A 12,263-nucleotide genomic window follows, 5' to 3' on the forward strand; every position below is an offset into this window, starting at 1 on the left:
CGTTTCATTATTTCTGCGGAATTTCTATTTAATTCACTAAGTTGGATAAGCATCCCTTAGAAAAATATTTGATATGAATTTCTGTTCAGACTCCGTCAGCGGGAAATACATAAAGGTCAGAATTATTACTAAAAACAGAGCTTAGAAACCAGCAACTCGGGCTGTGCCCTCAAACAGCAAGTTTCTAAGCTCTAACGTAAAATTCTGGCCTTTTACTATTTCCAATCGCTTCCTTTGTATTCGCAGAAATTCATATCAAATATTTTTTCTCAGTACGTTATCGCAAATCTAATGAATTAAAAAGCAGAGCTTTACTGAACAGGCACTGGTATCTCATGTATCTACACATCTCGCTTATTCAATGTTGTAGATATCTTTGTGGTAATCGTTGTATCTGCAAGGCTTGATATTCGCTATTACAGATGTTCTTTTCTTGACCAATGTATCTGCAACTTGCTTTTCTTTGAGCTTGCAGATACTTTTAAGCCTGCCTGTCATGTACAATTGCATCTGCATCTTGTCTTTTCTGGTATTTGAGGATACTTCCTCCACAAATTTTGCATCTTCAATCCCCAAAAATTCACTATCGCAGATATCGTCACTCAATATCCTTTAAGTTCACTCACTTCACGGACTGAGCCAATACATTACTTACCCAAGAATTCTTATATCAATTTTTTGTAAGAAACGTATTGCCATTTAGTGAACTAAATTACATCTTCCCAATCATACTCACAATTGAATATCCATACTTCTCCGCAGTTGCCCATCCGGTTCCTGCAGGGTTTTCTCTTTGCCCCAGCCATTCTACATATGGTGCACATCCCTTTAAGACATACTCATATCTCTCATCTACACATGCTTGATTTAAAGGCTCTGTTGAGGCATATGCTTTTAAATGTTGTATCTGGGCACGGATTCCTGTCCGCACATCTGGATAAGCATTTCCTGGAACACCGCCCCCGGTTGTTCCAAGCCCTGCAAAATTAAATTGTTCTACAGAAACATCTCCGCCAAACTGAAGCCAGCCAGTCTCTTTCATCGTCTGCACAAATGCAACCTCCGGGCGAACCCCTTCTGCTGCCGCTTCTTCACAATACATTGTTGCAAATGTCTCGATAGAATCCGCACCGCCTTTTTTCAGTTCCTCTGTTGGATATGCGACACCGGCCGATTTAAAATAAGAAACAAGTTGTTCGACTGTGACCGGACTTTCTCCCATGATTGGATATTGTCCATTTGCGGTAGTTTCTTGAACAGAATCATCTTCGTTTTTTTCTTCTGATTTTTTCGTTTTTGATTCTTGTTTTTCCTTAGCATTCTGATTTTCAACTTCTACCTTATGTATCATCTCTGCTTCTTTTGCAATAACGACAGATTGATGTCTTTTCCAACCTCCGATTCCTGCCATTGTGATAATCAATATGACTGCAAGTCCGATTTCCAGATATCCGGGTGTCTTTAATTTATTCCACTCTAAATGCATATCCAACCTCATCTCAATTCTTTAGAACTTACTTTCCTATTTCACACTATGATAGTTTACCATAAGTTATTACTTTTTGACAGACAAGGCAACCGCAAAAAGGCAGAGCCAAAGTATTTTCTACTCTGACTCTGCCTTTCAAATCTTTTTGGATTCTATATTTTTAGGAGAAAAAATTATTAATTACTTGTTCAACAACTCGTAACTGTTTAGTCAGTTACAACGCCTTTCTGAAGCATTACATTTGCATAAACTGCTGACTCACCTGTTGCAATGATTGCATAAGCTGTTTTAGCTTCATCATAAAATGCAAATCTCTCGATATTGCCAACTGCTGCTTCGCCTCTTTCATCGTGTTTCTTCACGATTGCTTTGTACTCGTCCCAGATTGGTGTGTCGATTTTGCCGATATCACATGGCATAAGTTCCATCAAATTAACTGGTTTCTCTACATATGCATCCAATGGCATAACTGTAAGAATTGCATCCAAAATTTCTGGTACGCCATGTCCGTCACAACGGATTACGATAGCATCTTTTCCCATTGATTCACATGGAAAGTTTCCGTCTGCAATAACAATACGATCACTATGTCCCATCTCGCATAATACTTTTAATAATTCTGGTGATAAAATTTTAGGAATTCCTTTTAACATCTTCTCATCCTCCATGAAACTTTTTTATTTTTCTAAAAAGGACGCATACCATTTCGGCATGCGCCCTATATTTTATAAGGGATTAATTATTTTTTCGATTGCATGCAATCAGTGTTATTTGTTAATTATTTTTTGAACTGTGGTCCAAAGTTAGCGCATGCTCTGTAGTCTGCACCTTCTTTATCCATTCCAAATGCATTCCAAGCTGCTGGTCTGAAGATCTTCTCTTCTGGTACGTTGTGCATGCAAACTGGAATTCTCAGCATAGAAGCCATTGTAATCAAATCTGCTCCGATATGTCCGTAGCTGATTGCACCGTGGTTAGCTCCCCAGTTGTTCATTACATCGTAAGCTGTCTTGAATGCACCTTCTCCAGTTGTTCTTGGAGCGAACCATGTACATGGCCATGTGTAGTCTGTTCTCTTCCAAAGTTTATCAGAAACTTCTGCTGGAAGTCCTACTGTCCATCCTTCTGCAATCTGAAGAACTGGTCCAAGTCCTTTTACAATGTTCAGACGGATCATTGTTGCAGGCATCTCTACTTTTGTTTCAAATCTTGAAGAGAATCCACCTCCACGGAAGTATCCAAGGTCTGCATAGTTCCATGTAGTAGCTTTCATGATTGCATCCTGATCTTCTTCTGTTACTTCATACCAAGGTTTCATAACTCCGTTGCCGTTCTCATCTTTTGCTTCACCACAAGCATCCAGACAAGCTGCTCCAGAGTTGATCAAGTGGATAAATCCGCCTGCTTCTTTAGCAACACCTTCCAAATCATATCCTGTAGCTTTCTTAACAGCCTCTGGGCTCCAGTATGTACGAACATCAGCGAAGATCTGTGCACGGTTTGTTAACAGTTTCATGAACAACATACTTGTTGCGTTCAATGTATCATTCTCTGTTCCGAGAACGTATGGCTCTCTTGCTCCATTCCAGTCAAATGATGTATTCAAGAGTGCTTCTGGATAGTCACAGTTTGGATAGAAGTCTGTCCACTGTCTCTGTCCCTGAAATCCTGCAACGATTGCATTGTGTCCAACCATCTCTTCTTCGCATCCTGCTGGAAGTTTATCGTTACCATTCATTAAGTCTTTGATGATGCACATCATCTTAACTACGAATTCCCACTCAGAATCTTTCTGATCACGAGTTTTCTGAAGTTCTTCTGGGTTCTTATCGAATCCTTCGATACATTTTTCTTTTGTCCATGCAAGTGCTTTCTGGTATTCTTCTTCGTCATAGATACCTTCTGTCATACGACGGATGATTTCTACCTCGTCTACAGATTCTACACGCATTCCAAGATAATCTTCGAAGAAGTCTGTGTTGATGATAGATCCACCAATACCCATTGTTACAGAACCGATCTGTAAGTAAGATTTTCCTCTCATTGTTGCACAAGCAACTGCAGCACGTCCGAATCTTAACAGCTTCTCTTCTACGTCAGCTGGGATAGATGTGTCATCTGCTTCCTGAACATCATGTCCATAAATACCAAATGCTGGAAGTCCTTTCTGTGCATGTGTAGCAAGTACTGATGCAAGATATACAGCTCCTGGTCTTTCTGTTCCGTTGAATCCCCAAACAGCTTTGATTGTGTTAGGATCCATGTCCATTGTCTCAGCTCCGTAGCACCAGCAAGGTGTAACTGTAAGAGTAATATCTACACCTTCTTTTCTAAATTTGTCTGCGCAAGCTGCTGACTCTGCAACACGTCCGATTGTTGTATCAGCGATAACAACTTTAACTGGCTCTCCATTTGAATATCTGATGTTCTCCTCAAATAATTTTGCAGCGGATTTTGCCATGTTCATTGTCTGGTCTTCCAATGACTCACGAACTTTAAGAACTCCTCTTCTTCCGTCGATTGTAGGTCTGATTCCAATTACAGGATAGTCCCCAATAAGTCTTGATTTTGCCATGATACATTTCCTCCTTGATTAATGAATAAATGTTTTAAATTTCTCATATGCAGCATCCCACTTCTCTGTATCCTGTGGAAGATACTCATATGTAGTTTCTGAATCTGCGATGATCTGTCTTGCTTCTTTTACATCTTTGATTTCTCCAAGAGCCATCAACTGTACAGCAATATTTCCAAGTGCTGTCGCTTCGACAGGTCCTGCGATAACTTTACGACCGTTTGCTCCTGCTGTCATCTGACAAAGAAGTTTACTCTGGATTCCTCCACCGATCATATTGATTACAGGATAATGTTTACCTGTACATGCTTCAATCTGTTCCAGTGCATAACGATATTTTAATGCTAAGCTCTGGTTGATACAGCACATAATCTCTCCGATTGTCTCCGGCACTTTCTGTCCTGTTTTACGGCAGAATTCACGGATACGCTCCGGAATATTACCTGCAGCAACGAATTCTGGTGAATCCGGATCGATAAAGCTCTGGAATGGCTCTGCTTTTACTGCCATCTGTTCCAATTCGCCGAACGAATATTCCTGACCTTCACGAATCCATTGTCTACGGCTTTCCTGTGCAAGCCAAAGTCCAATGATATTTTTCAACAATGTTGTTGTATTACCATAACCACCTTCATTACTTACATTACACTCCAGTGATTTTTCTCCAATAACCGGTCCTTGTAACTCTGTTCCGAACAGGCTCCATGTTCCACAACTAATGAAAATAAAATCTTCATTCTGTGTTGGTACAGATACCACTGCACTCTGTGTGTCATGTCCTGTGATTGCAATTACTTTTGCCGGGTCTACGCCAAGCTCTTCACAAATTGCAGGCTGTAATGTACCGATTACAGTTCCACTTGGAACGATCTCCGGTAAAATATGTTTTGGAATCTGAAGTGCCTCCAGAATCTCTTCTGACCATTCTTTCTTCTTTGCATCCAAAAGCTGTGTTGTAGCAGCCATTGTATACTCTGCTTTCTTCTCTCCTGTAAGGAAATAGTTGAATAAATCAGGAGTTAATAACATCTTGTCTGCTTTTTCCAATAACCATGGTCTTTTCTTAACCAATGAATATAATTGGAAAATTGTGTTGAAATTTTCAAACTGTAATCCAGTTAACTCGTACACTCTTTCTTTTGGAATTGCTTTGAACACTTCTTCCTGCATGCCAAGTGTACGATCATCTCTGTAGTGAACCGCACTTTCTAACAATGCTCCATGTTCATCCAAAAGTCCGAAGTCAACTCCCCATGTATCAATTCCGATACTTTCGAAGCCACCCTCCTGTTTTGCTTTTACAATTCCCTGTTTAATTTCAAAAAAATGTCTCAGTGTGTCCCAATACATTGTTCCGTTGATTATAACCGGATCATTTGAAAAGCGATATACTTCTTTCATCTGAATCTTTCCGTCTTCCAGACTTCCGAGAATTGCTCTTCCGCTTCCGCCACCAAAATCAAATGCCAGAACTTGTTTTTTGTTGTTGCTCACTGATGAACCTCCTTTCTCACTTCCATCCCATCATATATTGACAGTTATGAAGCAGTTCATAATGGAGTAAATACGCACTTCTCTTCACTCCCTTGATCTCATGTAATCATTTTACCATTGTTTTCTACAATTTACTTGTGTTATACTGGTAAAAAATATAACAATATTCACATTTATTAATTTGTTTTGAAAATCAATCAATCTTATTTATAATAATCTATACAAATAAAAAGGAGCAAAAAAATACTATGCAATATATAAACTATCGTGAAAGCAGACAACGAGGAACTGCAGATTTTCCATTGGAATACCATCATGTTTCTCCCTCTCATCCTCAATATGAGATGGCCCTGCACTGGCATGTAGAATTTGAATTAATCCGTGTTTTAAAAGGTGTTTTACAGATAACAATTGATGAACGGACTTTCCGTGTCTCAGCCGGTTCATTTATATTTATCCCGGCCGGTTCTCTTCATTCCGGCACCCCGCTTGGCTGTGAATATGATTGTCTGGTATTTGATATGAATGTCTTAATGAATAAAAATGATGACTGTTGTAAATTCGTGCGTAAAATTACCGACCGGGAAGTCTCTTTTAATTATGTTTACACCGGAACTTACAATGATATCCACCAGATCGTATGGCATATGTTTGATTCAATTTCCTCTAAAAAACCTGGTTATCAGCTCATTGTACTTGGTTCCTTATACCAACTGATCGGAACTATTTTTTCTGAAAATTATTATAATCCAACTCCTGACAAACCGCCTCGTGATCATCGAAGAATTGTTCAGCTTAAACAGGCTTTGGAATTTATCGAATCTTCCTATAACAAGCCGATCAGTTTACAGGAAATGGCAGATTCTGTGCAGATGTCTCCGAAATATTTTTGCCGTTTTTTTCAGGAGATGACACATCGTTCACCTGTCGATTATTTGAACTATTACCGTATTGAGCGTGCCTGCTATCAGCTGCTTACGACAAATGATACGATTACAGAAGTGGCTTATAATGCCGGTTTTAATGATTTGAGTTATTTTATAAAAACATTCAAGAAATATAAGGGAACAACTCCAAAACAATATTTAAAATAATGTTTTTTCTTCTATTTTTAATATTACCGCTCCCCTTTAAGGAGAAGAAAAAAGAGATGCTTATGAAACAAAATTCACATGCATCTCTTTTTATTTCCATTCATCATATCTTTTTAAATGTTTTAATATTAAAAAATACCAAATATTTTTTCGCGGAATGAATCATATAATGAGTCATAATCTGTATAACCGATATCACTATTAGCAAAACTGCTTTTCCATACCTCACATACACCATCCGCAATTGTCTTAGCATATTCGCTTCCGCTGCTAAGAATTGTTGGAAAGACATAGTATATCATAAAGAAATTGAGATCAGACTGGGTACGCGCTCCGATCTTCCCCTTCTTATTTACAAATGTCTTCTTTACTGCTGATGCAAGACATTCTCCGATTTCTTTTGCCGCTGCTTCTTTGTCTTTAGCACCTTCTACATATGTTGTCATCTCTTCAAAATAATGGCCATGGTTTTGAATAAAGTTTTCTGTATATTCCTTATAAGTTTTCTTTTTCAAATGAGCCATCATTTTATCTCTGTCTTCGAAAATTATTTCTATCCCTTGAAGCATCTAATCATCCTCCTATGTCTTTCATGTTCTTCCGACTTAGATCTTTTCCTGCCAAAATCTACTATTATTATACCGAGATGATATCTTTATAGCAAGGAAAAGATATTTCCATTAAATAGAAAAACCGAGGTTTTATCCCCGGTTTTCCTTATTTTATGCTTTTCAGATTGTTATTCTGAAATTAGTCATACAAGTTTGGAGAGATGTCAGCATCATCCATGTTTGTTGAATCATACCAGTAACCATCTGTCTGAACGTCTTTAACTTCTTTTCCTTCGCAGATGTCATACAGTGTTTCGATAGAAATTTTACCCTGCATGAATGGAGACTGTGTAACAGCACCGATGAGTGTTCCGTCTTTAACAGCTGCTTTGATTGTAGATCCAGCGTCGAATCCAGCTGCAACGATGTTTTTCTCAACATCTGATCCTAATACATTCAGGTTCTGGTTAGCTGTAAGAAGACCTTCAGCTGAAACCTGGTTAGAACCGAACATAGCGATTGTATCATTTTTGTTCATGATGTTAGATGCCTCTGTAGCACACAGCTCAACTGTTGTCTGTGCAGGTACAGCTACTTCGATGATGATATCAGCTTTTTTAGCATCTCCGTTATCTTTTACAAGGTTAACATAGTAGTCATTTCCAACTACTGCACATGTTTTTCCATCTTCTTTAGCAAGCTCGATGAATCTGTTTACGAATCCCATTCCACGCTCTGTGATGTTAGCAGATGTAGCATCCTGGTTAACTTCACCTACACGAACCTGTCCGTCAGCTTTTGCGATTTTGTCTTTAACTGCTTCGTAAATTTTGTCTGCTGCGATAGCACCAGCACCACCATTGTCTGTAACTACTGTAGCGTATACAGATCCTTCTGGAGCATCAGGTACACCTGAGTCGAAACATACTACTGGGATACCTTTGTCTTTTGCTGACTGAAGTGCTTCAATAACTGAGTTCTGGTCACAAGCAGCAAGTGCGATTCCGTCTGGGTTCTGGTTGATTGCGTTGTTCAGCATGTTTACCTGGTCAGCGATATCAGACTCTGCGTTAGGACCTGTTGTGTTTGTTGTTACACCCAGTTCTTCCTGTGCCTGCTCGATTCCCTGTACAGCTGCCTGCCAGTATGAAGCCTGGAAGCTCTTTACAACTACTTCGAAGTGATATCCTTTTCCTGAATCTCCGTCAGCTTTTTTAGTGTCTGCTGAAGAATCGCTTGAGCTTGAAGATGAGCTTCCGCCACATCCAGCAAGAAGTCCTGCTACCATACATCCACCAAGTAATACTGCTAAAACTCTCTTTTTCATAATTTTTGTCCTCCTTGACATGAAAATGTTTTTTCTTTTTCTATAGTAACAATCAGTCATTTCCCTCGTCTCTGATTGCTATCTATCTTTTTTAGGGGTGGCGGATTTTTTCCGCCACGATTGAATATTAATTATTTTTTCTTATGTGAAATTATTTGTTTTCACCTTTTCTCTTCATGATATCAACCAATACAGCTGCGATTAATACAAATCCTGTAATGATCTGCTGCCAGTTAGCTGTCAATCCGATGAATGGAAGTCCTGTCTTTAACAGACAGATTACGAATACACCTGCAAGTGTTCCTGTGATACTTCCTGCACCACCTGACATTGATACGCCACCGATGATAGCTCCACCGATCGCTTCAAGCTCAAATCCGGCACCACTACCTGGCTGAACTGTTGCGAAGATAGCTGAGTAAGAAATTGAAGCTAATCCTGCGAAGAATCCGCAAATCACATAAGCCATAATGTGGTAGAATGTTACGTTTACACCAGATAATTTTGTTGCTTCTTTGTTACTTCCGATTGCAAGTGTATAACGTCCAATTTTTGTATGATTCAATACAAATGACATTACTACTACTAACAAGATAATCCATATGAATCCGATTGGAATATTTGTTCCACCAACCTGAATCTTAAAGATTTTTCTGAACCATCCGCCTGCTGCTCCAGCTGCCGGCCATGAAATTCCAAATCCACCTGAAATGATAGATCCAAGTCCTCGAGTAATCATACATGTACAAAGTGTAGCTAAGAATGCAGGTAATTCCATGATTGCAACTAAGAATCCGTTTACAACACCTACTGCCATACCCATTAAGATACTAATCAGAATACCAACTCCTGTAGGAAGTCCCTGATGCACGATCAAATATCCACCTACAAGTGAGTAACAAATAAGTCCTGTACCAATGGAAAGGTCTACACCGCCTGTCATCAATGTAAATGCAACTCCAATTGCCATCAATGAAATATAATATGAGAAATCAAGGATGTTAACAATTGTTGTATATTTTCTAAAGTTCGGGCTCATTATGCAGAAGAAGATAAACAATGCAATTACTACGAGAAGAACGATTACTTTCTGTCCTCCAAGTCTATCGATTGTCGACTTCTTCGTACCAGCCGTTTTCGTCGTTGTTTTTGCCATTACTTTTTCCTCCCTAATCAATCTCTCGTGTAGCCATGTTCATGATATTTTCCTGTGTAGCCTCGGAAATATCCAGCTCACCAGTTTTCTTTCCTTCACACATTACGACGATTCTATCACTCATACGTAATATTTCTGTCATCTCTGAGGAAATCATAATAATGGCTTTTCCTTCTGCTGCCAACTGATTCATCAGTTTGTAAATCTCATTTTTAGCTCCAACGTCGATACCTCTTGTAGGCTCATCGAAAATCAGAATCTCTGAATCTCTTGTCAGCCATTTAGCGATAACAACTTTCTGCTGGTTACCACCTGACAGGTTTACTACCAGCTGATCTACTGTTGGTGTTTTTGTTGCAAGAGATTCTACATATTTCTTAGCAACTTCTTTCTCTTTCTTCTTATCGATAAAGATACCCTTCATGAACTGTTCCATTGTTGCCATTGTTGTATTCTCAGCAACTGATTTCTGAACAACAATTCCGTATCTCTTTCTATCTTCTGAAAGATATCCGATACCACATCTAACAGCATCTTCCGGACTCTTGATTGTAACTTTTTTACCATTAATGTAAATGTCACCACTGTCGATCGGGTCAGCTCCAAATAAAGCTCTTGCTGTCTCTGTACGTCCAGCACCCATAAGTCCTGAGAATCCAAGGATTTCGCCTTTTCGTAATTCAAAGCTTACATCCTGAACCATCTTACCTGCATTGAGGTGTTCTACCTTCAGAACAACCGGTGCATCTTTTGGTACTGTACTTTCAGTCTTAGGATCTTCATAGATAACACGACCAACCATCATGTTGATGATATCGTCTTTTGTACTATCTTTTGTGATCAATGTTCCAACATACTGACCATCTCGCATAACTGTAACACGATCTGTAATGACTTTAATCTCATCCATACGATGTGAGATATAAACAATACCAAGCTGTTTTTCTCTCAAATCACGAATGATTTTAAAGAGTTCCTGAATCTCTGTCTCTGTTAATGCAGCAGATGGTTCGTCAAAGACGATTACTTTTGCATCATGAGAGATTGCTTTTGCGATCTCACACATCTGCTGTTTTCCGACTGTCAGGTTCGCCATTTTTTCTTTTGGATCAATATCGATGTTCATTCTGTCGAACAGCTTCTTAGCTTCTTCATTCATCTTCTTATCATCAATGCTAAGTCCTTTTTTGAACTCACGTCCGATAAAAATGTTCTGTGCAACAGTCAGATCACCTAACATGTTCAACTCCTGATGTACGATGATAACACCTGCATCCTGAGCTTCTCTTGCGTTTGTAAATTCTACTTCTTTTCCTTCATATGTAATTGTACCGGAATCTTTTTTGTAAATACCTGTCAACACTTTCATCAATGTTGATTTACCGGCACCGTTCTCTCCCATAAGTGCAAGGACTTCACCTTTTCTCACTTCCAGGTTTACATGATCCAAAGCATGTACACCAGGGAAAGACTTGTCAATATCTTTCATCGTTAAAATAACTTCGCCCATTCTATTACCCTTGCCTTTCTGTTCTCAATCTCAATTTCCCATGTATCATTATTAGTTCTTTCTACGTCTTGCAACAACATCACTGAATACTGCAACGATAACAATAATACCTGTAATAATAAGCTGATAATCTTTTCTTAAGCCAAGAGCCAGAATTCCTTCCTGAAGTAAAGCGATGATAAACACACCGATTACAGTACCGCTGATAGAAGCAAGACCTCCTGCCATGGAAGTTCCTCCCATTACACAACCAGCAATTGCTTCGTTGTTGTACTGATCACCATATCCAGGCTGAACTGTTGTATAAGCAGCTACATAGAAGAGTGCGCTGATTCCTACAAGGAGTCCACAGATAACATATGCTGCCATCTCCCATTTTTTAACATTTACACCTGAAAGTCGAACAGCTTCTTTGTTGCTTCCAAGTGAAAGAATGTAACGTCCGATTCTTGTCTTGTTCAAAATCACTGCACAAATAACTGCAACAGCCAAGAAAACAATCAAACCTACCGGAATATCCCCAACTTTGATAAGGTTTCTGTACCATCCACCTTCCTGTGATGCCTGTGGCCAGCTGACTGACTGTGTCTTTGTGTATACAGATGCAATACCTTTTGCAATGTTCATACTTGCCATTGAAGTGATGAATGAAGGTACTGACCAATATGCTACAAGATATCCGTTAAAGACACCAAACACAAGTCCTACAAGTAAGCTGATTATCATTGCTGCTGCCATAGGTACACCATGTGCTGTCAGGCTGTAACCTGCAACCAATGCACAACAGAACATAACTGGTCCGATAGAGAAGTCGATTCCGCCTGTTGCGATTACGAATGTAACTCCCAATGATAAGAACCCTAAAAAGTATGCATAGTTGAGAGCGCTCAGAATACGAGTTGTTCCAGCGAATCTGCCCTGTGTCATTACACAGAAAAATCCGTACAAGAGAAGCAAAACACCGCATAACACGATTCTGTTAAACCCTACCTTTTGTACAAAAGGATTTTGTTTAATTTTTCCCACGTTTCTTCCTCCTAGTTCTTTAATCTTATCTTTTCCCTTAA

11 protein-coding genes are annotated in these 12,263 nt (G+C 39.2%); 1 reads left to right on the forward strand and 10 read right to left on the reverse strand.

Translation table 11 applies throughout. The annotated features are described in order from the left end of the window. Window positions 1-354: 354 nt before the first annotated feature. The 5 genes from H8S40_RS11235 to H8S40_RS11255 all read right to left on the reverse strand — a co-directional run bounded on the left by H8S40_RS11235 (window position 355) and on the right by H8S40_RS11255 (window position 5,558). Entirely contained in the window at window positions 355-606 is a 252-nt protein-coding gene (locus H8S40_RS11235; protein ID WP_186865252.1) for a hypothetical protein, read from the reverse strand. 106 nt (window positions 607-712) lie between these two features. Next, the gene (locus H8S40_RS11240; protein ID WP_186865253.1) at window positions 713-1,486 is read right to left on the reverse strand and encodes a glucosaminidase domain-containing protein; all 774 of its coding nucleotides are present in this window, start codon (window positions 1,484-1,486) and stop codon (window positions 713-715) included. Between the two features lie 209 nt (window positions 1,487-1,695). Continuing rightward, on the reverse strand, window positions 1,696-2,142 hold the full coding sequence (locus H8S40_RS11245; RefSeq protein ID WP_117990377.1) for an RbsD/FucU family protein: 447 nt from the start codon (window positions 2,140-2,142) through the stop codon (window positions 1,696-1,698). Between the two features lie 125 nt (window positions 2,143-2,267). Further along, the gene (locus H8S40_RS11250; protein ID WP_117990378.1) at window positions 2,268-4,064 is read right to left on the reverse strand and encodes an L-fucose isomerase; all 1,797 of its coding nucleotides are present in this window, start codon (window positions 4,062-4,064) and stop codon (window positions 2,268-2,270) included. 18 nt (window positions 4,065-4,082) lie between these two features. Beyond that, window positions 4,083-5,558, reverse strand: a complete 1,476-nt coding sequence (locus tag H8S40_RS11255) for a rhamnulokinase (RefSeq protein ID WP_118724195.1) — start codon at window positions 5,556-5,558, stop codon at window positions 4,083-4,085. A 248-nt stretch (window positions 5,559-5,806) separates the two neighbouring features. Here H8S40_RS11255 and H8S40_RS11260 point away from each other — a divergent pair, with 248 nt between their 5' ends. Then, window positions 5,807-6,652, forward strand: a complete 846-nt coding sequence (locus tag H8S40_RS11260) for an AraC family transcriptional regulator (protein ID WP_117990380.1) — start codon at window positions 5,807-5,809, stop codon at window positions 6,650-6,652. A gap of 128 nt (window positions 6,653-6,780) precedes the next feature. On the opposite strand, the gene H8S40_RS11265 is transcribed toward H8S40_RS11260, so the two are convergent. The 5 genes from H8S40_RS11265 to H8S40_RS11285 form a co-directional block, all read right to left on the reverse strand. Then, complete coding sequence (locus H8S40_RS11265) at window positions 6,781-7,221, reverse strand: hypothetical protein (RefSeq protein ID WP_022075814.1); 441 nt, start codon at window positions 7,219-7,221, stop codon at window positions 6,781-6,783. Between the two features lie 181 nt (window positions 7,222-7,402). Then, window positions 7,403-8,530 (reverse strand): substrate-binding domain-containing protein, encoded by a 1,128-nt coding sequence (locus H8S40_RS11270; RefSeq protein ID WP_186865254.1) that lies wholly within the window; start codon window positions 8,528-8,530, stop codon window positions 7,403-7,405. A 151-nt stretch (window positions 8,531-8,681) separates the two neighbouring features. Further along, window positions 8,682-9,686 (reverse strand): ABC transporter permease, encoded by a 1,005-nt coding sequence (locus H8S40_RS11275; protein ID WP_117990382.1) that lies wholly within the window; start codon window positions 9,684-9,686, stop codon window positions 8,682-8,684. A gap of 13 nt (window positions 9,687-9,699) precedes the next feature. Further along, window positions 9,700-11,196 (reverse strand): sugar ABC transporter ATP-binding protein, encoded by a 1,497-nt coding sequence (locus H8S40_RS11280; RefSeq protein ID WP_117990383.1) that lies wholly within the window; start codon window positions 11,194-11,196, stop codon window positions 9,700-9,702. A 51-nt stretch (window positions 11,197-11,247) separates the two neighbouring features. Further along, window positions 11,248-12,222 (reverse strand): ABC transporter permease, encoded by a 975-nt coding sequence (locus H8S40_RS11285; protein WP_118724200.1) that lies wholly within the window; start codon window positions 12,220-12,222, stop codon window positions 11,248-11,250. Between the last annotated feature and the right edge of the window lie 41 nt (window positions 12,223-12,263).

Source organism: Ruminococcus hominis (assembly GCF_014287355.1).
Lineage (GTDB): Bacteria > Bacillota > Clostridia > Lachnospirales > Lachnospiraceae > Schaedlerella > Schaedlerella hominis.

Coding starts and splice junctions, on each gene's coding strand:
- H8S40_RS11260 (WP_117990380.1), top strand. CDS start 5,807: ATGCAATATATAAACTATCGTGAAAGCAGACAACGAGGAACTGCAGAT.
- H8S40_RS11250 (WP_117990378.1), bottom strand. CDS start 4,064: ATGGCAAAATCAAGACTTATTGGGGACTATCCTGTAATTGGAATCAGA.
- H8S40_RS11280 (WP_117990383.1), bottom strand. CDS start 11,196: ATGGGCGAAGTTATTTTAACGATGAAAGATATTGACAAGTCTTTCCCT.
- H8S40_RS11270 (WP_186865254.1), bottom strand. CDS start 8,530: ATGAAAAAGAGAGTTTTAGCAGTATTACTTGGTGGATGTATGGTAGCA.
- H8S40_RS11265 (WP_022075814.1), bottom strand. CDS start 7,221: ATGCTTCAAGGGATAGAAATAATTTTCGAAGACAGAGATAAAATGATG.
- H8S40_RS11240 (WP_186865253.1), bottom strand. CDS start 1,486: ATGCATTTAGAGTGGAATAAATTAAAGACACCCGGATATCTGGAAATC.
- H8S40_RS11275 (WP_117990382.1), bottom strand. CDS start 9,686: ATGGCAAAAACAACGACGAAAACGGCTGGTACGAAGAAGTCGACAATC.
- H8S40_RS11245 (WP_117990377.1), bottom strand. CDS start 2,142: ATGTTAAAAGGAATTCCTAAAATTTTATCACCAGAATTATTAAAAGTA.